Consider the following 23,829-nt stretch of genomic DNA (forward strand, 5'->3'; position numbering starts at 1 on the left):
CGGCGCGTGGGATTGCGGAGCGCCTCGGTGCGGAGCATGTGGAGTGCAGACCGTGTGGAGTGCGGACCGTGAGGAGTTCGCCTCCGTGTGGACCGTGCGGGCGCGCACTCCCCCGCGGCCACAAGAAGAAACATTCCCTCAACCTCTTCCCACAAAGCACTTTGTACCGCAAACTACTTTGTATGAATCACAGCACCCGCCCGGACCGGGTATCCGGCACCCCTGCGTACCCCGGAGACGAAGCCTCCTCGGGGGAGGACCGGGCACTGAACCTGCACCAGGCACTGGCAGTGGTGCAGGATGCGGAGCGCTCAGCCCGGCGGACCCTCTCCGGAAACACCGCGCTTGTCTATCTTCTGTGGGGTCTCACCTGGGTCATCGGTTATGGCTCGCTCTGGGGCAGCCAAACGGGATTGCTGCCCCTGGAGCCCGGAACCGCTTTGATCATCCTCGCTGCTGCCCTGGCCGCAGCGACAATATCCACCGTTGTGATCTTCGCACGGGGGTCCCGGGGCATCCGCGGGCAATCAGCTTTTCAGGGCGGAATGTACGGAGCAGCCTGGGCGCTCGGCTTCACCGTGATGGGAGCCCTCAGCGGAACCCTTGGCAGGATTATCGAAGACTTCTGGCTGCGCGGCATGCTCGTCAACGCGATTGCAGTGCTCATAGTCGGCCTGCTCTACATCACGGGCGGCACCACTTTCAACGACAAGCAGCAGTCCTACCTGGGGGTCTGGCTCCTGATCGTAACCATCGCCGGGCTGGTCTCCGGCCCCGATCTCTTCCTCGCGGTGTTCCTCTTCCTGGGCTCCCCCGGCCTGCTGCTGGGAGCCCTGGTGGAGTACCTGCGCACCCGCCGGCGCCGGACGGCAGCAGCCGATGCCTGAACTCGACCCCGTCATCCATGCCGAATCCCGGCTGCGCACCCTGACTACGCTCAACGAGGTCGGTGAGAACAACCGGATCGCTTTCACCAAGCTGCAGAAGCTGCTCGAAATGACTGCGGGCAACCTTTCCACCCACGTCCGGAAGCTGGAGACGGCCGGCTACGTGGAAGTCACCAAGACCATTGAAGGCCGCACGCCCGCCACCTACGTCGGCATCACCCCCGAAGGCAAAGCGGCCTACGCACGCTACCGCCGTAACCTGCAGGACCTGCTTTCCGGCCTTTCCTAACCTGCCGGCCACCGGCATCAGCGCAAGGAGAATTCAGACATGAGCATCCCCAGCCCCCGCGGCGGCCCGAAGACAGCGGCCGGTACCCTGGCTGCAGCCCACTCCGTAAGCAAAAGCTACGGCCCCACCAAAGCACTGGACACAGTCAGCTTTGCCGTCGGTGCAGGGGAAACCGTGGGGCTCCTCGGACCCAACGGAGCCGGCAAGTCCACGCTGCTGAACCTGTTGAGCGGACTGCGCCAGCCCGACACGGGAACGGTCGAACTCTTCGGCCAGAATCCCCGGAATCCGCTGTCCCGGCGGGAGCTGGGAACCACGCCGCAGGCGACCTCCGTTCCAGCAACGCTGCGGGTGCGGGAAACCGTGGATTTCGTGGCCGCCCACTACACCGATCCGATCCCGACGGCTGAGCTGCTGGACGGCTTCGGGCTGGGGCCGGCCGCCGGCAAGCAGTGCGGCGGACTCTCCGGAGGGCAGCAGCGGCGCCTGCTCGTGGCGCTGGCGCTAGTCGGGCGTCCCCGGCTGGTGATCCTGGATGAACCCACCACCGGCCTGGACGTCGAAGCGCGGGAGAACCTCTGGGAACGCCTGGCAGATTACCGGGCCGGCGGCGGAACGCTCCTCATCACCAGCCATTACCTGGAGGAGATCCAAACCCTGTCCAGCCGCGTGGTTGTGATCAACGAAGGCTCCGTGGTGGCGGACGGCAACGTTGACGAGATCCGCGGGCGGGTCAGCGTATCCAGGGTTTCCTTCCACACCGAACTGCCGGCGTCGTCCTTCGAGACGATGGCCGGCACCGTTTCGGTGTCCGTCTCTGCCTCCGGCGCCACCACCATCCTCACGCACGACGCCGATGAAACGGTACGGCTGCTCGTCCGCGGCAACGTGGGGTTCAGCAGCCTGGAAGTGCACGCCGCGAGCCTCGAGGAAGCCTTTCTTTCCCTCACCCACGCCGGAGAGTCCGCTCCTGCCCCTGAACGGAGAGCAGTCCGATGAGCCCCACCACCGCTATGGCACGCCCCCTGGAAGCCAAATCCCAGTTGCACCTGATCCGCCCCCACACCCGGGCCCAGGTCCTGGAGCAGCTGCGGATTCCGGTTGCCGTCCTGTCCTCCACCATCTTTCCGACCCTGGCGCTGGTGTTTTTCGTGCTCCCGCAGACCGCGGTGACGTCCAATCCGCTGGCATCGCTGACGGCAATCGCACAGCTCGCGGTATTCGGAGTGATGAGCGCGTTCCTGTTCAACTACGGGATCGGCGTCGCGGAAGAACGGGCCAATCCGTGGAGCAGCTATGTGCGGACGCTGCCCGCGGGAGCCGTTCCGGCCACCGTGGCCCGTGCCGTGACCGCCATGATGTTCGCTTTCTTCGCGCTGGTTCCGGTCCTGGTGGTGGGCGCCCTGACCACTGCCGGCATGGACCTGTACCTGGATGGGAGTCTGCCGTGGTGGCGCGTGCCGCTGGCGGTGGCCGTCTGGCTGCTGTGCGGGCTCCCGTTCCTCTGCCTCGGGCTGCTGATCGGATATCTGTGCACGTCCAAGGTGGCAATTGCGGTAACCCAGGTGGTCTTTTTTCCGCTGGCCTTCGCGGGCGGGATGATGCTGCCGCCGGAGATTTTCTCTCCCGGCCTGGACCTCTTTTCCAGGTTCCTGCCCTCACGGGCGGCCCGTGACCTCTCCGTTTCAGCGCTCTCCGGTGAACCATTTGAAGCCACGGCGGTCATCTGCTTCCTGGCGTGGACTGCGGTGCTCGCTGCGGGGGCTATCTGGGCCAACCGCCGGGACCAGGGACGCCGCTTCCGCTAGGACTGCAGGGAGAAGCTACCGGGAGCCGAAGAACTCGCCGCGGTCCGCTGTGTAGCCCAGCTCGGTTTCCGCCGGGCTGCCCTTGCCCGCGGGCAATGCCATCACCCGGCGGTTGAGCGCGGCCAGCGCGGCCAGGCCGAGCGGCCGGCCGGTGGACCTCGAGGCCGGCGGACGCTGCCCGCGGGAGAGGGTGACGACGTCGCCGGCGAGCCCGGCAGCGAACACCCGGCCCATGTCGGCGCTGCGCTGCTGGACCTGGTCCAGTTCAGCGGAGAGTTCGTTAACCCGCGCCCGGAGCCCGGAGACCTGCTTCTGCAGCTCCATGATCCGCTTGATGCCCTCCAGGGAAACGCCCTCCTGGGAGAGGCGCTGCACCTCCCGCAGCATCTCAATGTCCCGCTGCGAGTACCGGCGCGAACGCCCGGGAGCACGGCTCGGGCTGACGATGCCAAGGCGGTCATACTGCCGCAGGGTCTGCGGATGCATGTCCGCGAGTTCAGCGGCAACGGAGATCACGAAGATGGGTGCATTAACGTCGATGCCCACGTTCCTCACTCTCCCTCGCTACTTGCTGGCTTGCGTGTTTGTCATACTAGCCCGGTCCGCTCCGTTGCCGGCCAGGCTACAGCCGTGCCTTGGCGGCCAGCCCGGCGCGCGGGTCTTCGCCCTTGGTCGCATCGGCGAAGGCCTCGACTGCGGCTTTCGCGTCCTTGCTCAGATGGGACGGAACGGCGACGTCGACTGTCACCAGCAGGTCGCCGTTGCCCTTTGAGGTGTGGACACCGCGTCCCTTCACCCGCAGGGTGCGGCCGGACGGAGTTCCGGCAGGAACCTTGAGCTTGACCCGGTCCGCTGTCAGGGTCGGGACCTCGATCGTCGCGCCGAGGGCTGCCTCGGGGAAGGTGATCGGCACATGGATGCGGATGTTGTTGCCGTCCCGCACAAAGAAGTCGTGCGGGGTGACGTGCACCGTGACCATCAGGTCTCCGTTGCCCGCGGCCCCGGGCATGCCCTTGCCGCGGACCCGGATCCGCTGGCCGTCCTTCACACCGGCGGGTACCCGTACCTCGACGACTTCCCCGCTCGGTTCGCGCAGCCCGATCACGGTTCCGTTGATCGACCCGGCGAAGGAGATGGTGGTGCTGGCCGTGCGGTCCGCACCCTTCTGCGGGGGCGCGGATGTGAATCCGCCGCCGCCAAAACCGCCGCCGCCAAACAGGTCGGCGAATTCCGGGGGTATGTTGCTGCCGCCGGCGTTGAAGGAACTCCCCCGCCGGCTGCGTCCGGCGGACTGATTAAACAGGCCGCCGAAGATGTCTTCGAAACCTGCACCTGCTCCACCGGCGGGGCCGGCGCCGCCGGCCGTGAACCTGGCTCCGCTGCCCATCGCCCGGATGGCGTCATACTGCTGGCGCTCCTCGGCGTCGGAAAGCACCGAGTACGCCTCGGAAACGTCCTTGAACATCTTCTCCGCGGACGGATCATCCTGGTTCTGGTCCGGGTGGTACTTGCGCGCCAGCTTCCGGTACGACTTCTTGATGTCGGCTTCGGAAGCGTCCTTGGGAACACCCAGAATCTTGTAGAAATCCTTGTCGACCCAATCCTGACTAGCCAATTGGTGTCCCCTTCCCTATGTCTTGCCTACAACGCTGGACCCGGCTCTCCACCGGAGATGCCCGGGACCGCCCACGGCGGTCCCGGGCATCAACTGCTACTGCTCCGGAACGGAGACGATCACCTGTGCCGCACGCAGCACCCTGTCATTCGCCTTGTACCCGGTGCGCAGAATCTGCGTGACGGTGTCGGACTGGACGTCCGGGCTCTGCTGCTGGATCAACGCTTCGTGGACGTTCGGGTCGAACGCCACGCCGGTCTCATCGATCCGGCTCATGCCGTAACCCTTAAGCGTGTTTTCCAGCTTCACCGCGATCGAGGCGAAAGGACCCTCTGCGAGGTCCCCGTGCTGGCGGGCAGCCTCAATGTCGTCCAGAACGGGCAGCAGGGAATTCAGCATTCCAACCACTGCCATTTCCCGGGCGACATCACGGTCCCGTTCCACCCGCTTGCGGTAGTTGACGTACTCAGCCTGCAGCCGGAGCAGGTCGTTGCGGAGTTCGAACGCTTCGGCCGAGCCGGCGTCGTCCTTCGCACCGCTGCCGGCGCTGTTCAAGATCTCCTCGGCCTGGGACAGTGCGTCGCCGTCGGCCGGAGGGGCACCCTCCGCAGCGGACTGTGCGTCCGCTGCGGAGGAGCCTGCCTGCGCCGGCTGCGGATCCTCGTTCTCCTCCGGCTGTCCGGCGGGGTTCTGGTTTCCGTTGCCATTAGCAGCCATGATTACTTCTTTTCTTCATCATCGACGACTTCGGCATCCACGATGTCTTCATCGTCCGCGCCGGAGCCCGGTGCACTGCCCTCGCCCGGTGCCGAGCCGGCGGCACCGGCGTCACCTGCTGCCTGGGCCTGCGAGTAGATGGCCTCGCCAAGCTTCGTCTGGGAAGCCTGCAGCTTCTCGAACGCAGTCTTCACCTCGTCGTCGTTTTCGGTGCCCTCGAGCGCCTTCTTCAACGCGTCAACGTCGCCCTTGACCTCGGACTTGACGTCCTCGGGGAGCTTGTCGTCGTTGTCGGTGAGGAGCTTGTCCACGGAGTAGGCCAGCTGCTCTGCGGAGTTGCGGACGTCGGCGGCCTCGCGGCGCTTCTTGTCCTCCGCGGCGTGCTCTTCGGCTTCACGGACCATGCGGTCGATGTCCTCCTTGGACAGCGAGGAACCGCCCGTGATGGTCATCGACTGCTCGGCGCCGGTGCCCTTGTCCTTGGCGGACACGTGGACGATGCCGTTGGCGTCGATGTCGAAAGTGACCTCGACCTGCGGCACACCACGCGGAGCCGGTGCGATACCGGTCAGCTCGAAGGTTCCCAGCGGCTTGTTGTCCCGGGTGAACTCACGCTCGCCCTGGAAGACCTGGATGGCCACGGACGGCTGGTTGTCATCCGCGGTGGTGAAGGTTTCGCTGCGCTTGGTGGGGATGGCCGTGTTGCGCTCGATCAGCTTGGTCATCACACCGCCCTTGGTTTCAATGCCCAGGGAAAGCGGGGTGACGTCGATCAGCAGCACGTCCTTGCGTTCGCCCTTGAGCACGCCTGCCTGCAGCGCTGCGCCGACGGCAACAACTTCGTCCGGGTTCACGCCCTTGTTCGGCTCCTGGCCGCCGGCCAGTTCCTTGACCAGCTCAGAGACGGCAGGCATACGGGTCGAGCCGCCGACCAGGATGATGTGGTCGATGTCCGAGACCTTGATGCCGGCTTCGGCAATGACGTCCTTGAACGGCTTCTTGGTGCGGTCCAGCAGGTCCTTGGTCAGGTCCTGGAACTTGGCGCGGGAGAGGTGCTCGTCCAGGTGGACCGGGCCGTCCGGGGTCACCGAGAGGTACTGCAGGGAGATGTTGGTGGAGGTCGCCGAGGAGAGTTCCTTCTTGGCCTGCTCCGCGGCTTCCTTCAGGCGCTGCAGCGCGATCTTGTCCTTGGAGAGATCCGCACCCTTGGCCTTCGCCTGGGCCAGCAGGTAGTCAACGATCCGCTGGTCCCAGTCGTCGCCGCCGAGCCGGTTGTCACCAGCGGTGGCGCGGACCTGGATGGTGGAGAAATCGTCTTCGTCCTTGCCGACTTCCAGCAGCGAGACGTCGAAGGTGCCGCCGCCGAGGTCGAAGACCAGGATGAGTTCGTCTTCCTTGCCCTTGTCCAGGCCGTAGGCCAGTGCGGCCGCGGTGGGCTCGTTGACGATGCGCAGGACGTTCAGGCCGGCAATCTCACCGGCTTCCTTGGTGGCCTGGCGCTCGGCGTCGTTGAAGTAGGCCGGAACGGTCACGACAGCGTCGGTAACCTTCTCACCCAGGTAGGACTCGGCGTCGGCCTTCAGCTTCTGCAGGATACGGGCGGAGATTTCCTGGGCGGTGTACTTCTTGCCGTCAATGTCCACGCTCCAGTCGGTGCCCATGTGGCGCTTGACCGAGGCGATGGTGCGGTCGATGTTGTTGACGGCCTGGCGCTTGGCAATTTCGCCGACCAGGACCTCGCCGGACTTGGCGAAGGCAACAACGGACGGGGTGGTCCGGCCGCCTTCAGCGTTGGCGATGACGGTGGGTTCACCACCTTCAAGGACGGAGACAACGGAGTTCGTGGTTCCGAGGTCGATACCTACTGCACGTGACATATTTGCTTCCTCTTTCCTTGGAAATCGATGGCCCGCTGCGGCTGCCCTCTTTGGAGACCCTGCCGCCTCGGCCACCCGTAGCGCATATTGAGCGTTCTGCACTCAACTTTACCGGGTGCGGTTTTTTTGTCAACCAGAGTTGAGTGACTTCGGCTCAACTCTGTTCACGCTCGGTCCCCGCGTGTTTCGTGTCAGCTGCAGGCACTCCTTCTATGAAGGCACCGGCGGCTGGCACAGCACAAGGCCCCGCGGAATCCTGTGGATGGCGGCACCCGATCCTCCGGGCAGCCCCCCGTGACACACCGCGGCTCAGAACCGGTTTCATTCCCTCCGCCCGCGTATCGTCCTGCTATGCCCCAGGACACGTACTCACACGGCCACCACAGCAGCGTGGTCAGTTCGCACGCCACCCGGACGGCGATGGATTCGGCCGCGTACCTCATGCCGCATCTGAGTCCCGGCCTGCACATTCTCGACGTCGGCTGCGGCCCCGGCAGCATCACCGTGGACCTCGCTGATCTGGTGGCACCGGGACGGGTCACCGGACTCGACCGTTCCGAGGACGTCCTGGTCCAGGCCCGGAGACTCGCGGCCGAGCGCGGAGCAGGGAACGTGGAGTTCATCTCCGGGAACGTCTACGACCTTGATTTTCCGGATGACACGTTCGACGTCGTCCACGCCCACCAGGTGCTCCAGCACCTCACCGATCCGGTGGCGGCACTGCATGAAATGCGCCGGGTCACCCGCCCGGGCGGAATCGTGGCCGTGCGCGACGCCGATTATCACGGTATGAGCTGGTACCCGGAGGTTCCGGAGCTGGCGGAGTGGATGGACACCTATCAGCAGATCGCCCGCGGCAACCGCGCCGAGCCCGATGCCGGACGCCGGCTCATCAGCTGGGCGCTGGACGCCGGGTTCAGCGGCCTTGTTCCCTCCTCCACCAGCTGGGTTTATGCCACCGAGGACCGCCGGCAGTGGCTCGCCGGCGCGTGGTCCCAGCGGATCCTCCACTCTGCCTTCGCCGAGCAGGCCCTCGAGCGGGGCCTGGCCTCGCAGGAGAAGCTGGAAAGGATGGCCGGGGGCTGGACGCGCTGGTCCGCTGCACCGGACGGATGGTTCCTGATGCCCAGCGGGGAACTCATCGCCCGTCCCTGAGCGCAGCCGCTGGGTACGCTTAACCGATGTACCGCATCATTACGGTCTGCACCGGAAACATCTGCCGTTCGCCCATGGCCCAGTTCTGCCTCACCCGCGCTTTCAGCGACGCCCAGCTGGCGGACCGGGTGGAGGTGGACTCAGCCGGCGTCACCGGGTGGGAAGCCGGCCGTCCGATGGACCCCCGCACGGCCGCCGAACTGCTCCAGCACGGTTTCCCCGAACAGCCCCTGGACAGCTTCCGGGCCCGGGCCTTTGAAACCGGGTGGTACCGCGGCCGGGACCTGATCCTGGCTCTGGACTACGGGCATCTGACCCATCTGCAGGCCGAAGCTCCGGTGTCCGAACACGGGAAAATCCGGATGCTGCGCAGCTTCGATCCGGCCGCCGCAGCGCTGCCCCTGGACCAGCAGGGCATCGACGATCCCTGGTACGGAGACATGTCCGACTTTGATTCGTCCTACGCACTGATCCAGGCCGCAGTTCCCGGGGTGGTGGACTTTGTCCGCGGCGCCCTGGCGGAGCGGTCCTGATGTCCCCTGCACCAAAACGCCCGCTGCTGATCGCGGTTGACGGTTTTTCCGGAGCAGGAAAAACCAGCCTCGCGCTGGAACTGGCAGCCGAGCTGCGGGCCCACCGCTCGGTGGCCCTGTTCCACCTGGAAGACGTCTATCCGGGCTGGGACGGGCTGGAAACCGGCATGGATTACTACCGCCGCCGCGTCCTGGAGCCGCTGGCACAGGGCCGCAGCGCGCACTGGCAGTCCTGGGACTGGGTGGCGGGCCGGTACGGCACGCAGCACGCCACGGAGCCCGCTGACATTGTAATTTTCGAAGGAGTCGGTGCCGGGCATCAGGCTGCCCGGCACCTCCTGGACGCGGTCCTCTGGATCGAATCCCCGGAATCCGTCCGCCGGGAACGCGCCCTGGCCCGGGATGGGGAGACTTATGCTCCGCACTGGAACCGCTGGGCTGCGCAGGAAGCAGCCTGGGCAGCGGTGGACCCGGCGGCCGCCGCTGCCGACATCCTGGTCCGCAACGAGCCGGCCGCAATTCATTCCACCCCGGACGACGGCGGTGCCGGCTCTTCCCCGGCGCCGCTGCAGCAGGCGGCGCTCCAGCAGGTTCCGCTCCCCCGTTTCGTCCTGCGGGCGCTGGCTTCGCTGCAGCTGCCCTCCCCCGGGGTGGGCCTGCCCCGTCCGGACCTCCAGGTTCAGGTGCAGACGGTCGACGCCGCTCCGGACCCGTTGACGCTGTTCGCCGAACTGTTCGGCAGCTCGCCGAACGCCGTCTGGCTGGACAGTTCCGACGCCGGTTCCGCCGGTTCCGGCGGCAGCCCCGCCGGGCGCAGCCGGTTCAGCATCATGGCGGACGGCGGCGGTCTCCACGGCCGGTACGCCGAGCACACAGCGGGGCTGACCAGGATCACGCACGGACCGGTGACCACCGTGGTTCCGGGCGAGTTCTTCCGCTGGCTGGACCGGGAATGGGGCACCGCGCAGGTCCCTGCCCCCGACGGCCTGGCCTGCCCGTTCGCCCTGGGCTGGCTGGGCTGCCTCGGCTATGAGCTCAAGCGTGAAACCGGCGGAGCGGACACCGCCGGGCCGGGACCGGACGCCGCGCTGATTTTCGCGGGCCGTGCGCTCGTGCTGGATCATGCCGCCGGAAGGGTCCACCTGCTGACCCTGCGGGACCCCTTCTTCGAGGAAGATGTTTCCGGCAGCGATCCCGGGCCCGTCCCCGGGGACACGGACAGGGGCGCCGGGCAGCCGGACCTGGACGGTGACTGGCCCGCCCGCGCGTCCGCCGCCCTCGCCGCCGCTGCCCGGTCCGCCGATCCGGCCGCCGGCACCGGCTTCCTTCCCGCGCAGACCGGCGGGTTCCGGCCTGTCAGCGCACCATCCTTCACCTTTCGGGACAGCCGGGAGGATTACCTGGCCAAGGTGCGCCGGTCGCAGCAGGAGATCGCCGAGGGCAACACCTATGAGGTCTGCCTGACAACGTCGCTGCATGCTGTCCTGCCCGAGCCGCTGGCGCCGGCTGCCCTCCTGGACCTGTATGCCTCGCTTCGCCGGCGCAGCCCCGCACCGTTCGCTTCCCTGCTCCGCCTGGGCCCGCTTGTGCTGGCGGGTACCTCACCCGAGCGGTTCCTCCGCATCGGCGCGGACGGGCATCTGCGCGCCGAGCCGATCAAGGGCACCCGTCCGCGCGGGCAGGACCCTGCAGCGGATGCGGCCCTGCGCACGGAGCTGCTGGAGAGCGAAAAGGACCGTGCGGAGAACATCATGATCGTGGACCTGATGCGCAATGACCTCTCCCGGCTGGCTGTTGCCGGTTCCGTGACCGTTCCGCGGCTGTGCGTCGTGGAGTCCTATGCCACGGTGCATCAGCTGGTCAGCACCGTTGATGCGCAGCTCGTTCCGGATGCCAGCCGCGCCGAGGCCGTCGCCGCAGCGTTTCCGGCCGGCTCCATGACCGGAGCGCCGAAGACCAGCACCATGGCGATCCTGGATGAGCTGGAAGCCGCTCCGCGCGGAGCGTATTCGGGCGCCGTCGGCTATTTTTCGCTGACGGGCGCCGCTGACCTCTCCGTGGTGATCCGCACGCTGGTGCTCCGCAGCGCCCCGAACGGCGGCCTGGACCTCAGCCTGGGCGTCGGCGGCGCGGTCACCGCCGGGTCGGACCCGGAAGCCGAATGGGAGGAAGTGCGCACCAAGGCCCGCGGCGTCCTGGGTGCGCTCGGCTCAGAGGTGCCGTCAGGCTGAACCCGCTACTGCAGGGTGGCGGTCAGCCGGGCGACGTTGTCCACGTACCGCTGCCACACCGGCCGGTTCCGCCACTCCTCCAGGACCAGTTCCTTGGACAGGTTCCGGTAGGTGTCCTCGATCTGGCGCATCTTTTCCACGATGTTCCCGCCGTACATCATCATCGACACTTCAAGGTTCAGCGAAAAGGACCGCATGTCCATGTTGGAGGACCCCAGGACGGCTACCTCGTTGTCCACGGTGAAGTGCTTGGCGTGCAGCACCAGCGGCGCGGGATACAGCCAGATCCGGATCCCGGATTCCAGCAGGGCCTCATAGTAGGAGCGCTGGGCGTGGTCCACGAGGAACTGGTCCCCGCGCTCTGAGACGAACAGCTCCACCTGCACACCGCGCTGCGCCGCCGTCGTAATCGCGTACAGCAGCGAATCGTCCGGAACGAAGTACGGGCTGGTGATGGAGATCCGCTCCGAGGCGGAGTAGATCAGCGAGGTGAAGAGCCGGAGGTTGTTTTCCGTCGTGAAACCCGGCCCGCTGGGAACCACCTGGCAGGTAATGTCCCCGGGCTCGTAGGTCCACTCGTAGAGGCTGAGTTCGCGCTCCAGGTTCTCATCGGTTTCCATGTTCCAGTCGGTGGCGAAAACAACGTTGATTTCGTCCACCACCGGACCCTCGAGCCGGCACATCAGTTCCACCCATTTGCGGCCGAGCCGGTGGTTGCCGGGCTTGCGGTAGCCCGGTTCCACCAGGTTCTGCGACCCGGTAAAGCCCAGGACGCCGTCGACTACCAGGATCTTGCGGTGGTTGCGCAGGTCGGGACGGCGCCAGTGCCCGCGCAGGGGCTGGATGGGCAGCATGGGATGCCACTGGATGGCGCTGGACTTCAGTTCCTTCAGCAGCTGGCGGTACCCCTTCACCCGCAGGGTTCCAATGTGGTCGAACAGCAGCCGGACGGTGACACCGCGCCCGGCAGCGTCCTTGAGGGCAGTGAAGAAATCCTTGGTCACGGCGTCGTAGCTCATGATGTAGAACTCGACGTGGACGTAACTCTCTGCGGCCCGGACTGCCTCGGTCATCTCCCGGATGGACTGCTCATAGTCCCGCTGCAGCTCCACCTTGTTGCCGTCCAGGCTGGGCAGCGAGCCCAGCCGCCGGTTCAGTTCGACGGCGGACATCACCCATTCCGGCCCCAGATAGGAGCTGGACTGCGCTTCAAGTTCGCGGGTGTTGTCGCGGACCCTGCGGTTGATCAGGGTCTGCCGCTCAACGCGCTGCTCTGAGAGCCGGTGGTTGCCGAACAGGAGGAACAGGATGATTCCGGGCACCGGCAGGAAGAAGATGCACAACAGCCAGGCCATCGCCGTCGTGGGCCGGCGGTTGCCGGGAACCACACCCAGCGCGATGATCCGGATCGCGAAGTCCAGGATCGTCAAAACCGTCGCAAGCCAGTACGGAGCCGTAACCGTCCACCACACGCTTCTTTTCCCTCCAACAGGCCAACGTCCCCCTAGCCTAGTCGGCTTGGGACCGTGGTTGCGGCCCCGGGGCACACTACGCTTGGACGCATGAGTGTTTTGGTTTTCCTGGATTCTGATTTCCCCGCCGGCCGCGTGGCCGATGCCTCCGTTCCGCAGCTGCTGGCGACCGACCTCGGCGCGACGCGCGGAGACGGGGTTTTCGAATCCATGCTGGCGGTGGACGGGCACCCGCGGAAGCTCGCCTCCCACCTGTCCCGGATGGCGGGTTCGGCTGCGGCCCTGGAACTGGAGTTCCCTCCGGCGGAAAAGTGGGAACCGGCAATCCGCACCGCCCTGGCCGAATTCGCCCGGATTTACGGGGATCAGCAGGCCGTTGTGAAGCTTCTCCTCACCCGCGGACCCGAAGGCGCGGACCACCCGACAGCCTGGATCCAGGCCTCCCCCATCCCGGCGTCGGCCGCTGAACAGCGCAAGTCCGGACTCGATGTGCTGCTGCTGGAACGCGGGTATGACAGCACCGTGGCGGAGCGGGCACCGTGGCTGCTCCTCGGCTCCAAAACGCTGTCCTACGCCGTGAACATGGCCGCGATCCGCTACGCGCGGGAGCACGGAGCCGATGATGTGATTTTCACCTCGTCGGACGGGCTGGTCCTGGAAGGCCCCACCTCCACCGTGGTCCTGGCCGTCGTCAAGGACGGGGTAAGGACCCTCCTGACCCCGGAACTGGAAAGCGGAATCCTGCCCGGAACCACCCAGGCCGCCCTGTTCGACGCCGCGGAAAAGTCCGGCTGGCAGCTCGGCTACGGTCCGCTGGAACCGGACCGGCTTTCGCAGGCCGACGGCGTGTGGCTGGTTTCCAGCATCCGGCTCCTCGCCCCGGTGAAATCGATCAACGGTGAAGCCATCCCGGTGTCCGCTGAGCTGACGGACGAGCTGGCAGCCCTGGTGGACACCGTCCTCTAACCGGAGGCTGCTCCGGTTTGGTTCCGCCTGGTTCCGCCGGAGCTAGGACAGGATGAAGTTGTACGTTCCCGCGGCCACGGCTGCGGCGACAGCGGAGGCTGCCAGCCCCACACCGTACAACAGCACCCACACATCGATCCGGCTGAAGGTGGAAGTCCTGGCCCAGGTCCGCGGGCCGCCGTCGAATCCGCGGGCCTCCATCGCCACGGCCAGCCGAGTGGCCCGGCGGATCGCCTGGACCAGCAGTGCCAGCCCCTGGCCCAGCAGGTTCCGGAACCTGCCCAGCGGACCGCCTGCAGTGTCCGCGCCGCGGGCATGGCGGGCCAGTCCCAGCGTCCGCCATTCCTCCACCAGCAGTCCCACCAGCCGCATCGCGGCCAGCGCTCCGAGCACAAACCGGGCCGGAAGATGCAGGCGCTGGGCCAGGGCGTCCGCAAGGTCCGTGGGATCGGTGGAGACCAGGAGGAAAATCCCGGGCAGGGCTATCGCGAGGCCGCGCAGGCCGATGGCAATGCCGGCGGTGACGGAATCGGTGGTGAAGAGCAGCGGCCCTGCGTCGAGCACCACACTGCCGGTCTTTTCCGCCAGCAGCGCGGTGCCGTAGGCGCCAATGGCCGCGGCGGCGATCAGGGGCCAGACCCGTTTCAGCAGCGTCCAGGGATGGATGCGCAGCAGCGGAAGCAGCAGCAGTTCCCCGGCCAGGACCACGGAGGCGCTCACCCAGTCAACGGTGAGCAGCACAGCTGCCGTCACCGCCACCGCGGCGCCCAGGGTGGACAGCGGGTTCGCAGCGGACAGCGCCGTGGGACGTGTGCCGCCCAAGGCTGTCCCGGTCCGCACGGCGACGGCGCTCATGCCGCACCTCCCTGCGCCCGGCCGTGGACCGGCAGCAGTTCCTCCACCCGGCCCCCGGCGACCCGGAGCGTCCGGCCGCCAAGGGCAGCGGTGAAATCGCTGTCGTGGGTCACCGAAACCACGGTGCAGCCGTGCGCATCGCGCTGCTCGGCCAGCAGTGAGACCAGTTCCCGCCAGGTGTTGGCGTCCTGCCCGAAGGTGGGTTCGTCCAGGAGCAGGATGTCCGGGGCGGTCGCGAGCATCGTCGCGACCGACAGCCGGCGTTTCTCCCCGCCGGAGAGGGTGAACGGATTCACCGGGAGGAGGGACTGCAGCCGGAGCCGCTCCGCCAGCCGCCCAACAACCGCATCCACTTCGGCCTCGCTGCGTCCGGCCCGCCGCGGCCCGAAGGCCAGCTCGTCGTGGACCGATCCGGTGAGGAACTGGTGCTCCGGTTCCTGGAACACCGTTCCCATCCGGGTGACCAGCTGGGCGGACTTCCACTTGTACGGGATATTGCCGGCTTCCCGGGCCAGCGGAGGTGCTGCGGTGAGTTCGCCGCCGCGCGGCCGCAGGAGCCCACCCAGGGTGAGGGCCAGCGTGGATTTGCCAGCCCCGTTGGGGCCGGTAATGCCCAGGGCGGTTCCAGCCTGCAGCGTGAGGTCCACGCCTGCCAGCACCGGCTGACCCTTGGCGGTGCGGGCCACATCCAGGCCCCGTGCCACAAGCAGGTCAGTTCCCGCCGGTTGGTCTGCGGGAACCGACGGTAAACGTGTCCCGGGTGTGCCCGTTCCTGCACCTGTTCCTGCGCCGCCCGGGCCGGCCCCCGGCAGCCAGACACCCGCCTCGGCCAGCCGGCTGCGGGTAGCAGCCCCGGAAAGCACCTCCTGCGGCGCCCCGTCGGCGAGGACCCCGCCACCGGCGTCGAGCACAATCACCCGGTCCACCAGCTCTGCCCACGCCGCGACCCGGTGCTCCACCACAATCAGCGTGGCTCCGGTGCGGTCCAGGACCCGGGCGACGGCGTCCCGGATTTCCAGCACACCGCCGGGATCCAGGTTGGCGGTCGGTTCATCCAGCAGCAGCAGGCCGGGCTGCATGGCCAGGATGGAGGCCAGGGCGAGGCGCTGCTTCTGCCCTCCGGAGAGCGCCGCCGTGGAGTGGTTCAGCGGAACTGCCAGCCCCACGTCGTCGAGCGCTGCATGCACCCGCTCCCAGATCTCACCGCGGGGAATGCCAAGGTTCTCCGCCCCAAACGCAACCTCGTCCCCGACCCGCGAGAGCACAATCTGGGTGTCCGGATCCTGGAGCAGCAGTCCGGCGCGGCCACGCGCTGCCTGCGGGTGGACGCCGTCGAGCGTCAGTGAACCCGTTTCGGTTCCGCCCGTGTCCTCGCCGAGGACCCCGGCGAGGGCGTGGAGCAGGGTTGACTTGCCGGCGCCCGACGCGCCGAGGAGCAGGACCCGCTCGCCGGGACGGATCTCAAAATCTGCCCCGGCCACAGCGGGCCTTTTGCGCCCGGCGTGCCGCCAGCCCCAGTTCCGGGCGCTGACCGCCACGGGAGAAGTACGTTGCTGCATGGTTCTATACGTCCGCCGTGCGGCCTGCCGCGAAGGAGGACAGCACTCCGGTGCGGGCCAGGGCCCGGACCGCGAGCCAGGACAGCAGGCCCGCCAGCACCAGGCCGGAGACCGCTGCGAAACCGGTGTAGAGCGCCTGCCATTGGAAGGCCCATTCCGGCTTGTACAGGATCGATTCGCTGACCCCCAGGAAGAGGCCGGACCCAAGGCCCGCCAGAAGCGCTACGGGCAGCGTGAACTTCCGGTAGAGGAAGAGCAGGAAAACCAGTTCCGCGCCGAGGCCCTGGATGGCGCCGGAGAGCAGGACGGAGAGGCCGAACTGGGTCCCCAGAACGCCCGAGACAGCGGCGGCCAGGACTTCGCAGTAGATGGCGGCGCCGGGCTTGCGGATGATCAGCCCGCCCAGGACACCCGCGATCAGCCAGCCGCCGGTGTAGAGACCGCCGATCGGCGGGAAGGCCAGAACCAGGGCTTCGACGCCGCCATAGGCCAGCGACCAGGCCCAGAAAACGACGCCGACGGCCACCGCGAGTACCGAAGCGACCACGATGTCCACCACCCGCCAGGAATAGCGTCCGCGCGCAGGTGCCCGTTGAAGAGTGTGTTCCATAAAAGTGTCCTCCTGTATTCAGGAGGGGAGGGAAACCCCCGCTGTCTGCGGCGGTGCACCCCTGAGATCTCGACTCCCTTCGCCGGTACTAACCGGAGCAGGTTCGAGGGTCTGCGGCTTGGTCCGCACTCTCAGCGCCCGAATTCCCCGGCCCGGTTTTACCCGGTTCGGCGGAAAGCGGCGCTCCCCTGTCGTATGTATGCGAGGTCCACTGTACACGCAGTCCGCCCGGGTTTCGGGTTGTTTTTGGTTGGCTGCGGGTAGCGTAGGAATCGATAGCACCGAACAACGCCAAGGAGCGCATATGAACCTGATCCTGAAACTGCTGGGAACCGGCGTGAGCATCGGCGCAGGCCTGGCCTCCGCCAAGATCCTGGACTTCATCTGGACCAAGGCCACGGGCAACGAACCACCCAAGGACAAGGACGGTGCACTCGATGCGAGCCTGCGCTCCGCTGTCATCTTCGCCCTGGTTTCCGGAGCCGTCAGCCAGGCGATCCGGGTCCTGACCAACCGCGGCACCCAGCGGGCAATTGCCCGCTACAACCGCACGCCCGAGGTCGTCTAAGCAGCTGGGACACGTTTCCCGGCGGCACTTTTCCCGGCGGCACCAGCCTGCCGGGAACGGAGCTGCCGGAAACGGCTCTTGGGTCAGCTCCCGTGAAACACCCTGGCGGCAGTGCTAGCCCTCGCGGCTGCGGCCGGGCGGCCGGGTACGGCCCTCGGTTTCGGCGCGGGAACGTTCCATCGCTTCCTCGTCGAGCTCGCCCGTGTAGTGGGTGCCGTCAGGTTCCTGCCCGGGATCGTCGTCGACCTTGGGATCGGTGGAATCCCCCTCGTCCTCCTCAGCGGCCTCAAACATCAGCCGCTGGGCACGTTCCACCACATCATCAAGCTCATCGATGGTGAGCAGCTCGGGGCGCAGGTGCTTGGTCCGGTAACCCGCACGGCCCACCATGTGCGCCGAGACCGGGGCGGTAAGCAGCTGGAAGATCCAGCAGACTGCCAGGACCGGCAGGAGCACCCAGCTGCGGAACTCCACGGCCATGGCCATCAGGAACAGCAGCAGGCCCAGAACCTGGGGTTTGGACGCCGCGTGCATCCGGCTCATGAGGTCCGGGAAGCGCATCAGGCCGATTGCGGCGGCCAGGGACATCAGGGCTCCGCCGAGCAGCAGGATCGCGACAATCACGTCGATCACGGTTTCACTCACGGCTACCTCCTGTCCGTCACGAAGCGGGCTACGGTTACCGAGCCGATGAAGCCGATCAGGGAGATCGCAATCAGAAGGGCCAGATAGTCCAGGTTCCGGTAAATGACCATCTCAATCACCAGGGCGCCGCCCAGGATTGCCAGCAGCACATCCGCTGCCAGCACGCGGTCCAGAATGGAGGGTCCGCGGACAATCCGGAAAATGGCGCCGGCGGCAGCGGTGGCGAGCATGATGGCCGCTATAACGATCACGATTGTCATCGGCTGACCTCCCCGTTCCGCAGTTCCTTGAGGTCTTTTTGCTCGGCACGCACCAGCGCGAGGTCCTCCTTGGTTCCCATGGCCCGGATCAGCCAGGACTCAGTTGCCCGGACGTCGTCGCGGACCCTTTCTGCCGCCTCCTGCGTGTCCACGCCCAGGCAGTGAAGGTAGAGCGTGGAGGTGGACCGGTCCACCTCCACCACCAGGGAGCCGGGGATGAGGGACAGCGAGTGGCCCGTGGCTGTCACCAGCAGGTCCGAATGGCTGCGCAGCTTGACGGCCACCACGGCGTTCCTGATGTTGGGCCCGTGGGCTATGGCCAGCCACAGCACCTGGAACGAGGCAACCACCAGCTTGTAGAGGAACCGGACGCCAAAGCCGAGTGCATAAATGATGTTGAACCGTCCGCTGAGGTCAACCGGCGGCAGGTAGAAGATATTGGTGACCACGAACGCGATGATCGCTCCGAAGACCAGGTTGCCCAGGCTGAAGTCCTGCCACAGGGCCCCCCAGAGCAGGACCAGCCAGATGATCAGCGGCAGTTCCTTCAGCAGCGGAATCCGCGGGTGCTTGCGCATGCGGGGTTTTTTGGTCATTCGACGTTCCCTTCACCGAAGACGGCTTCGATGTACGGAGTCCGGTCCAGCAGGTCCTGGGCGGCCCTGTCGCTGAGCGAGAAGAGCGGCCCGGCGAGCACCGTCAGCGCCACGCCCAGGGCCACCAGCCCCACCGTCGGATAGACCATGGAACGCGGCAGCAGGTTGACCGTGGAACGGCCGGCAAAGCGCCCGCTCTGGTGTTCACGGACGTTGCCGGAGTCCCGGACCGCGCTGCCGTCGGTGGTGGTGGCCAGCAGGATCGGGTCCGGGTGGACTGCGTCTTCCGGCGTGCGCCAGAAAGCGCGGTTCCAGACGCGGGCCATCACCAGCAGGGTCAGGAGCGAGGTGAGCACGCTGGCCGCGACCAGGACATAGGCCAGCGGGCTTCCGAGCTCGACGCCGGCCTGCATCAGCCCCAGTTTGCCCAGGAAGCCGGAGAAGGGCGGGATCCCTGCAAGGTTGATGGCCGGGATGAAGTAGAGCACCGCCAGGAGCGGGGACAGTTTCGCCAATCCGCCGAGCCGGTCCATGTTGGCGGTGCCGCCCCGGCGTTCGATCAGGCCGGTCACCAGGAAGAGGCTGGTCTGGACCGTAATGTGGTGCACCACGTAGAAGACCGCGGCACCGATTCCGACCACCGAGGCGACGGCCAGGCCAAACACCATGTAGCCGATGTGGCTGACCAGGGTGAAGGAGAGCATTCGTTTGATGTCGGTCTGTGCCAGCGCACCCAGGATGCCCACCAGCATGGTCAGTCCGGCCACGATCATCAGCAGCGTATTGATCCGGTCCCCCGGGAACAGCAGCGTCTCGGTACGCACCATGGCGTACACACCGACCTTGGTCAGCAGGCCCGCGAACACCGCGGTGACCGGTGCCGGCGCAGTCGGATAGGAGTCGGGCAGCCAGAAGGACAGCGGGAACACGGCAGCCTTGATGCCAAAGGCCACCAGCAGCATCAGGTGCAGCATCATCTGCGTGCCGGGGTCCAGCTCCCCCAGTTTCGTGGCCAGGTCCGCCATGTTCACCGTGCCGGTGGCTGCGTAGATCATGGCGATCGCGATCAGGAACAGCAGGGAGGAAATGACACTGACGACGACGTAGGTCACGCCGGCACGGATGCGCGGGGTCGTGCCGCCCAGGGTCATCAGCACATAGCTGGCGGTGAGCAGGATTTCGAAGCCGACGTACAGATTGAACAGGTCCCCGGCCAGGAATGCGTTGGACACACCGGCCACCAGGATCAGGTACGTCGGGTGGAAGATCGAGATGGGCCCGTCTTCATCGCCGTCGGCCATGCCCTGGCCGGCGGCGTAGATCAGCACCGAGAGGCTGATGGCCGTGGAAACCACCAGCATCAGGGCGGAGAACTGGTCCACCACCATGGTGATCCCGAAGGGCGGCAGCCAGCCGCCGATGTTCACGGCCTGTGCGCCGGTCTCCCAGACGGCCGCCAGCAGATAGCACTCGAGCAGCAGGGTCAGGGCCAGCACACTGATGCTGACGATCCGCTGTGACCGCTGATGCCGGATCAGGACGAATGCCAGGGCCGCGCCAAAGAAGGGAAGGACGACGGCGAGCGGGGCAAAACTGGAAGCGTTCATCGTTTTGCCTCTCCTGTCGTTTCGGTGCCCGGTCCGCGCTGCGAGCCGGGAGCTTCTTCGGCTTCCTCAGCCGGGGTGAACTCTGTCGTGTCCTCGGGAACATCGGCGTCGTCTTCGGCGTCGTAGCTGCTCTGGCTGGCCACGCGGCGGTCTTCGATGTCGTCCTGCACCTCGTCCTGGCGTCCGAGGACCCAGGAGCGGTAGATGATTCCGAGCATAAAAGCGGTCACGGAGAAGGAAATGACGATGGAGGTGAGGATGAACGCCTGCGGCAGCGGATCGTTGTAGTCCTCCGGCGGAATGTCCGCGCCGAACAGCGGGGCCAGTCCCGCGTACCCACCGGTGGTGAGCAGCAGGATGTTCGTGGCGTTGGTCATCATGGTCAGCCCGAGCACCACCCGGGTCAGGCTGCGTTCAAGCAGCAGGTAGATTCCGGCGGCGAACAGTGCCCCCATAATCAGCAGCAGCGTGATGTTGACGCTCATCGGGACACTCCTTCCGCATCCAGCAGTTCCGGTTCAGGTTCGATCAGGTCCTCGTCATCAGAGGGGCCGCCTTCGCTGCGTTCATCGATCTCCGAGCCGAGGCTGCGGAGCACATCGAGGACCAGTCCAACGACAACCAGGTAAACGCCGATATCGAAAATCGTGGAGGTGACGAACTTGATATCGCCGAAGACCGGCCAGGTGAAACTGAGGATGGCGGTCTGCAGGATCTGGCCGCCGAAGAACAGCGGCGCTGCAGCCGAGAGCGCGGCGAGGCCCAGCCCGCCGCCCAGCAGCATTCCCGCACTGACCGGGGTCGCTTCAGCCAGCTCGAACCGGCCGCCGGCCAAGTAGCGGATGGTCAGCGCCAGGCCTGCCATCAGGCCGCCGGCAAATCCGCCGCCCGGCGCATTGTGCCCGGCAATCAGGAGGTAGATGGAGAAGATGATCACCGAGTGGAAGAGCAGGCGGGTGATCACTTCGAAAATGATCGACCGCCGTTCAGGTGCCAGCGTCCGCCCCGCGACCAGCCAGGCTTCACGTCCCACCGTGGAGAACTTGCGGGCCAGGGCCAGGGTGGCGGCTTCCCGGTCAGAGGAGCCGAAGTGTTCACGCCCGCGGTCCACCGAACCGGTGGCAATCTCATCGGCACGGCGCCGCTTGTCGCCGCGGCCACGGATGAAGATCAGGGAGGCAACGCCGGTGGCGGCCATGGTCAGCACGGAGATTTCGCCAAAGGTGTCCCAGGCGCGGATGTCCACCAGGGTGACGTTGACGATGTTGAGCCCGCCGCCGCCCTCGTAAGCCAGTTCGGGGTAGGCCAGGGAGATCGGTTCGGCCACCCGGGAGGCCATCGCTGACATCGCGAACAGCACCATGGCTGCGCCGAAGCTGATGCCCAGCAGGGCCCGCAGCAGCCGCTGGCCGGTGGGCTCGCGCTTCCACAGCCGCGCCGGCAGGGAGCGCAGCGCCAGCACAAAAGCGACCAGGACGATCGTCTCCACCAGCATCTGCGTCAGGGCCAGGTCCGGTGCACCCTGCAGGGCAAAGATCAAGGCAATGCCGTAGCCGCTGACGCTGACCATAAGCACGGCGAGGAAACGCTTGTTGGCCCGTGCAGCCCCGAGGGCGCCAATCACCACTGCGGCGCCGATCACGGCCTGCACCGGGGAATCGAACCAGTGGAAATTCTCCGGCATCTGGGCGCCGCGGAAGATCACGGCGGCGAGCGGGCTGATAATCGCCATGCTCAGGATCACGAAGAGGTAGAAGGTCAGCGAACCACGCTGGGTGCGGCCGGTGACCCAGACGGCGGCGTCATCAAGCAGGCCGATGAGCCCGCGGTAGGAGCGTTCTGCGTCCAGCGGGCTGGCGGTGAGCGCCTGGAGCCGTTCCACCCGTTCGCGCTGCCAGAACAGCAGCAGTCCGGCGGCGATGGTGACGGCGGTCAGCCCAAGGGCCAGGGTAAATCCGTGCCACAGGGCCAGATGCGTCGCTTCGCCGTCGATCGGGTAAAGATCCGCATAGGGTGTGATGACCGTGTCCAGCGGCCGCGGCCACAGGCCGAAGAAGATGGTCACCACAGCGAGGATCGCCGGCGGAGCCAGGAACGGCCACGGGACCTGCTTGAATGCGGTGGGCTCGCAGGACTTCTTGGTGGCGAACCCGCCCCAGAGGAACCGGCAGCTGTACGCGAAGGTCAGGACGGCTCCGGCCACGACGCCAATGAGCAGGATCCAGCCCGTGAGGTTGTTCTGCTGCTCGGCATAGTGGACGTAGGTTTCGTAGACCGATTCCTTCGCCACGAAACCGATCAGCGGCGGCAGTCCCGCCATCGAGGCGGCACCGACCGCGGCCACGATGGCCAGGAGCGGAGCGGAACGTCCCACCCCGGAGAGCTTGCGGATGTCACGGGTACCGGCCTGGTGGTCAATGATGCCAACGACCAGGAACAGGGTGGCTTTGAAGAATCCGTGCGCGAGCAGCAGCCCGATCCCGGCAACTGCAGCCTCCCGGTTGCCCAGCCCCACCACGAGGGTGAGGAAGCCGAGCTGGCTCACCGTTCCATAAGCAAGCATCAGCTTGAGGTCGTGCTGGCGCAGCGCCCGCCAGCCTCCGAGCAGCAGAGTGGCCAGGCCGAGCACCGAGATGACGGCGCTCCAGTAGGCAGTCTCGGAGAATCCCGGCGCCAGGCGTGCCACCAGGTAAATACCGGCTTTCACCATCGCCGCCGCGTGCAGGTAGGCACTGACGGGAGTGGGCGCGGCCATCGCGGCGGGCAGCCAGAAGTGGAACGGCAGCAGCGCGGATTTGGAGACCGCGCCGACCAGCATCAGCACGATCGCGATGTCAACGATCACTCCGCTGGCAACGAGCTCCGGCGCCATCGCCATGATCTCGGAAATCCGGTAGGTGCCTGCGACCGAGCCGAGCATGATCATGCCAACCAGCATCGCCAGTCCGCCGAAGGTGGTGACGATCAGTGCCTGGAGCGCTGCGCGGCGGGCTGAAAGCCGGTGCGCCGCATAGCCGATCAGCAGGTAGGAAAGGATGGTGGTCAGTTCCCAGAAGATGAACAGCAGGATCAGGTCATCTGCCGTAACCAGGCCGAACATCGCTGCGGCGAAGGCCAGCAGCTGTGAACCGAACGCGCCCATCTTCGGATCTTCCGGGCGGAAATAGCGGGCGCAGTAGAACAGGACCAGCGAGCCGACGCCGAGGATCAGGATGGACAGGTCCGCGGACAATGCGTCCATGCGGAAGGCCAGCTCTACCCGGAGGTCCGGAATCCAGGGGATGACTACGGACGGCGGCGCGTTCGGAGCGCCGGAAGAAAGTGACTGGTCCGCCCCGGTATACGCGGGGAAGGTGGCCATGAGCCAGATAAACGCCGCTGCCGGAACTGCAGCCAGGATGTAGAAGGCTGACCGGCCAAACCAGCGGAAGAATAACGGCGCTGCTAATGCCACCGTGAACAAGACGGTGAGCACAACTAGCACGTTAGATCTCCCGGGTTCTCTAAGGGTTTACAGGTCAGAACACAGCTTTAGTTATCAACGTTGCGGGCAAGGGACTGTGTTTATTCTACCCTTGG

Annotated in this window: 22 protein-coding genes, 1 pseudogene and 1 riboswitch; of the genes and pseudogenes, 9 read left to right on the forward strand and 14 right to left on the reverse strand. The window is 66.5% G+C overall.

Annotated elements, in window-relative coordinates:
- The first annotated feature begins 182 nt into the window (after positions 1-182).
- From AL3_RS03470 to AL3_RS03485, 4 genes are read left to right on the forward strand one after another with little or no spacing between them, the layout of a single operon-like run.
- Positions 183-887 (forward strand): hypothetical protein, encoded by a 705-nt coding sequence (locus tag AL3_RS03470; RefSeq protein ID WP_066296630.1) that lies wholly within the window; start codon positions 183-185, stop codon positions 885-887.
- Positions 880-1,176, forward strand: coding sequence for a transcriptional regulator (locus AL3_RS03475; protein WP_066296636.1), 297 nt, complete (start codon positions 880-882; stop codon positions 1,174-1,176). The genes AL3_RS03470 and AL3_RS03475 overlap by 8 nt, the downstream gene beginning before the upstream one ends.
- A 39-nt stretch (positions 1,177-1,215) precedes the next feature.
- Positions 1,216-2,175, forward strand: a complete 960-nt coding sequence (locus AL3_RS03480) for an ABC transporter ATP-binding protein (RefSeq protein ID WP_066296639.1) — start codon at positions 1,216-1,218, stop codon at positions 2,173-2,175.
- The gene (locus AL3_RS03485; RefSeq protein WP_246168396.1) at positions 2,172-2,984 is read left to right on the forward strand and encodes an ABC transporter permease; all 813 of its coding nucleotides are present in this window, start codon (positions 2,172-2,174) and stop codon (positions 2,982-2,984) included. The genes AL3_RS03480 and AL3_RS03485 overlap by 4 nt, the downstream gene beginning before the upstream one ends.
- A gap of 15 nt (positions 2,985-2,999) precedes the next feature.
- On the opposite strand, the gene AL3_RS03490 is transcribed toward AL3_RS03485, so the two are convergent.
- The 4 genes from AL3_RS03490 to dnaK all read right to left on the reverse strand — a co-directional run bounded on the left by AL3_RS03490 (position 3,000) and on the right by dnaK (position 7,193).
- The gene (locus tag AL3_RS03490; protein WP_083521426.1) at positions 3,000-3,524 is read right to left on the reverse strand and encodes a heat shock protein transcriptional repressor HspR; all 525 of its coding nucleotides are present in this window, start codon (positions 3,522-3,524) and stop codon (positions 3,000-3,002) included.
- Between the two features lie 82 nt (positions 3,525-3,606).
- Positions 3,607-4,599, reverse strand: a complete 993-nt coding sequence (locus AL3_RS03495) for a DnaJ C-terminal domain-containing protein (RefSeq protein ID WP_066296641.1) — start codon at positions 4,597-4,599, stop codon at positions 3,607-3,609.
- A gap of 96 nt (positions 4,600-4,695) precedes the next feature.
- Positions 4,696-5,316, reverse strand: a complete 621-nt coding sequence (locus AL3_RS03500; RefSeq protein WP_083521394.1) for a nucleotide exchange factor GrpE — start codon at positions 5,314-5,316, stop codon at positions 4,696-4,698.
- A gap of 2 nt (positions 5,317-5,318) precedes the next feature.
- Entirely contained in the window at positions 5,319-7,193 is a 1,875-nt protein-coding gene (dnaK, locus tag AL3_RS03505; protein WP_066296643.1) for a molecular chaperone DnaK, read from the reverse strand.
- Positions 7,194-7,544: 351 nt separating this feature from the next.
- Between dnaK and AL3_RS03510 the strand changes: the two genes are divergently transcribed.
- From AL3_RS03510 to AL3_RS03520, 3 genes are read left to right on the forward strand one after another with little or no spacing between them, the layout of a single operon-like run.
- The gene (locus AL3_RS03510; protein WP_066296646.1) at positions 7,545-8,348 is read left to right on the forward strand and encodes a class I SAM-dependent methyltransferase; all 804 of its coding nucleotides are present in this window, start codon (positions 7,545-7,547) and stop codon (positions 8,346-8,348) included.
- Between the two features lie 26 nt (positions 8,349-8,374).
- Complete coding sequence (locus AL3_RS03515; protein ID WP_066296649.1) at positions 8,375-8,881, forward strand: low molecular weight protein-tyrosine-phosphatase; 507 nt, start codon at positions 8,375-8,377, stop codon at positions 8,879-8,881.
- A complete protein-coding gene (locus AL3_RS03520; RefSeq protein WP_066296652.1) occupies positions 8,881-11,112 on the forward strand; it encodes a chorismate-binding protein in 2,232 nt (743 codons plus the stop codon). The genes AL3_RS03515 and AL3_RS03520 overlap by 1 nt, the downstream gene beginning before the upstream one ends.
- 5 nt (positions 11,113-11,117) lie before the next feature.
- On the opposite strand, the gene cls is transcribed toward AL3_RS03520, so the two are convergent.
- On the reverse strand, positions 11,118-12,542 hold the full coding sequence (gene cls / locus AL3_RS03525) for a cardiolipin synthase (protein WP_083521427.1): 1,425 nt from the start codon (positions 12,540-12,542) through the stop codon (positions 11,118-11,120).
- 132 nt (positions 12,543-12,674) lie between these two features.
- Between cls and AL3_RS03530 the strand changes: the two genes are divergently transcribed.
- Positions 12,675-13,550 (forward strand): aminodeoxychorismate lyase, encoded by an 876-nt coding sequence (locus AL3_RS03530; RefSeq protein WP_066296655.1) that lies wholly within the window; start codon positions 12,675-12,677, stop codon positions 13,548-13,550.
- Positions 13,551-13,592: 42 nt separating this feature from the next.
- On the opposite strand, the gene AL3_RS03535 is transcribed toward AL3_RS03530, so the two are convergent.
- The 3 genes from AL3_RS03535 to AL3_RS03545 are packed head-to-tail and all read right to left on the reverse strand — an operon-like array spanning position 13,593 to position 16,574.
- A complete protein-coding gene (locus tag AL3_RS03535; RefSeq protein ID WP_066296658.1) occupies positions 13,593-14,405 on the reverse strand; it encodes an energy-coupling factor transporter transmembrane component T family protein in 813 nt (270 codons plus the stop codon).
- Complete coding sequence (locus AL3_RS03540) at positions 14,402-15,964, reverse strand: ABC transporter ATP-binding protein (protein ID WP_066296661.1); 1,563 nt, start codon at positions 15,962-15,964, stop codon at positions 14,402-14,404. Before AL3_RS03540 ends, AL3_RS03535 begins: the two co-directional genes overlap by 4 nt.
- 4 nt (positions 15,965-15,968) lie before the next feature.
- Entirely contained in the window at positions 15,969-16,574 is a 606-nt protein-coding gene (locus tag AL3_RS03545; RefSeq protein WP_066296664.1) for an ECF transporter S component, read from the reverse strand.
- A 57-nt stretch (positions 16,575-16,631) separates the two neighbouring features.
- Positions 16,632-16,774, reverse strand: a riboswitch (TPP riboswitch).
- Between the two features lie 104 nt (positions 16,775-16,878).
- On the opposite strand from AL3_RS03545, the gene AL3_RS03550 reads away from it, so the two are divergent.
- On the forward strand, positions 16,879-17,142 hold the full coding sequence (locus tag AL3_RS03550; RefSeq protein ID WP_066296667.1) for a DUF4235 domain-containing protein: 264 nt from the start codon (positions 16,879-16,881) through the stop codon (positions 17,140-17,142).
- 267 nt (positions 17,143-17,409) lie between these two features.
- On the opposite strand, the pseudogene mnhG reads toward AL3_RS03550, so the two are convergent.
- The 6 genes and pseudogenes from mnhG to AL3_RS03580 all read right to left on the reverse strand — a co-directional run.
- Positions 17,410-17,787: pseudogene (mnhG, locus tag AL3_RS18860) on the reverse strand (monovalent cation/H(+) antiporter subunit G); the annotation flags it as partial.
- Between the two features lie 2 nt (positions 17,788-17,789).
- Positions 17,790-18,047, reverse strand: coding sequence for an MrpF/PhaF family protein (locus AL3_RS03560; RefSeq protein ID WP_066296673.1), 258 nt, complete (start codon positions 18,045-18,047; stop codon positions 17,790-17,792).
- Positions 18,044-18,643 (reverse strand): Na+/H+ antiporter subunit E, encoded by a 600-nt coding sequence (locus AL3_RS03565; protein WP_066296676.1) that lies wholly within the window; start codon positions 18,641-18,643, stop codon positions 18,044-18,046. The genes AL3_RS03560 and AL3_RS03565 overlap by 4 nt, the downstream gene beginning before the upstream one ends.
- On the reverse strand, positions 18,640-20,250 hold the full coding sequence (locus AL3_RS03570) for a Na+/H+ antiporter subunit D (protein ID WP_066296680.1): 1,611 nt from the start codon (positions 20,248-20,250) through the stop codon (positions 18,640-18,642). The genes AL3_RS03565 and AL3_RS03570 overlap by 4 nt, the downstream gene beginning before the upstream one ends.
- Positions 20,247-20,735: a Na(+)/H(+) antiporter subunit C gene (locus AL3_RS03575; RefSeq protein ID WP_066296682.1), complete on the reverse strand. Its 489-nt coding sequence runs from the start codon at positions 20,733-20,735 to the stop codon at positions 20,247-20,249. Before AL3_RS03575 ends, AL3_RS03570 begins: the two co-directional genes overlap by 4 nt.
- On the reverse strand, positions 20,732-23,734 hold the full coding sequence (locus tag AL3_RS03580) for a Na+/H+ antiporter subunit A (protein ID WP_066296684.1): 3,003 nt from the start codon (positions 23,732-23,734) through the stop codon (positions 20,732-20,734). The genes AL3_RS03575 and AL3_RS03580 overlap by 4 nt, the downstream gene beginning before the upstream one ends.
- Positions 23,735-23,829 lie beyond the last annotated feature (95 nt).

It is taken from the genome of Arthrobacter luteolus NBRC 107841 (assembly GCF_001552075.1).
GTDB lineage: Bacteria > Actinomycetota > Actinomycetes > Actinomycetales > Micrococcaceae > Arthrobacter_B > Arthrobacter_B luteolus.

Coding starts and splice junctions, on each gene's coding strand:
- AL3_RS03470 (WP_066296630.1), top strand. CDS start 183: ATGAATCACAGCACCCGCCCGGACCGGGTATCCGGCACCCCTGCGTAC.
- AL3_RS03475 (WP_066296636.1), top strand. CDS start 880: ATGCCTGAACTCGACCCCGTCATCCATGCCGAATCCCGGCTGCGCACC.
- AL3_RS03480 (WP_066296639.1), top strand. CDS start 1,216: ATGAGCATCCCCAGCCCCCGCGGCGGCCCGAAGACAGCGGCCGGTACC.
- AL3_RS03485 (WP_246168396.1), top strand. CDS start 2,172: ATGAGCCCCACCACCGCTATGGCACGCCCCCTGGAAGCCAAATCCCAG.
- AL3_RS03500 (WP_083521394.1), bottom strand. CDS start 5,316: ATGGCTGCTAATGGCAACGGAAACCAGAACCCCGCCGGACAGCCGGAG.
- dnaK (WP_066296643.1), bottom strand. CDS start 7,193: ATGTCACGTGCAGTAGGTATCGACCTCGGAACCACGAACTCCGTTGTC.
- AL3_RS03510 (WP_066296646.1), top strand. CDS start 7,545: ATGCCCCAGGACACGTACTCACACGGCCACCACAGCAGCGTGGTCAGT.
- AL3_RS03515 (WP_066296649.1), top strand. CDS start 8,375: ATGTACCGCATCATTACGGTCTGCACCGGAAACATCTGCCGTTCGCCC.
- AL3_RS03520 (WP_066296652.1), top strand. CDS start 8,881: ATGTCCCCTGCACCAAAACGCCCGCTGCTGATCGCGGTTGACGGTTTT.
- AL3_RS03530 (WP_066296655.1), top strand. CDS start 12,675: ATGAGTGTTTTGGTTTTCCTGGATTCTGATTTCCCCGCCGGCCGCGTG.
- AL3_RS03535 (WP_066296658.1), bottom strand. CDS start 14,405: ATGAGCGCCGTCGCCGTGCGGACCGGGACAGCCTTGGGCGGCACACGT.
- AL3_RS03540 (WP_066296661.1), bottom strand. CDS start 15,964: ATGCAGCAACGTACTTCTCCCGTGGCGGTCAGCGCCCGGAACTGGGGC.
- AL3_RS03545 (WP_066296664.1), bottom strand. CDS start 16,574: ATGGAACACACTCTTCAACGGGCACCTGCGCGCGGACGCTATTCCTGG.
- AL3_RS03550 (WP_066296667.1), top strand. CDS start 16,879: ATGAACCTGATCCTGAAACTGCTGGGAACCGGCGTGAGCATCGGCGCA.
- AL3_RS03560 (WP_066296673.1), bottom strand. CDS start 18,047: ATGACAATCGTGATCGTTATAGCGGCCATCATGCTCGCCACCGCTGCC.
- AL3_RS03565 (WP_066296676.1), bottom strand. CDS start 18,643: ATGACCAAAAAACCCCGCATGCGCAAGCACCCGCGGATTCCGCTGCTG.
- AL3_RS03570 (WP_066296680.1), bottom strand. CDS start 20,250: ATGAACGCTTCCAGTTTTGCCCCGCTCGCCGTCGTCCTTCCCTTCTTT.
- AL3_RS03575 (WP_066296682.1), bottom strand. CDS start 20,735: ATGAGCGTCAACATCACGCTGCTGCTGATTATGGGGGCACTGTTCGCC.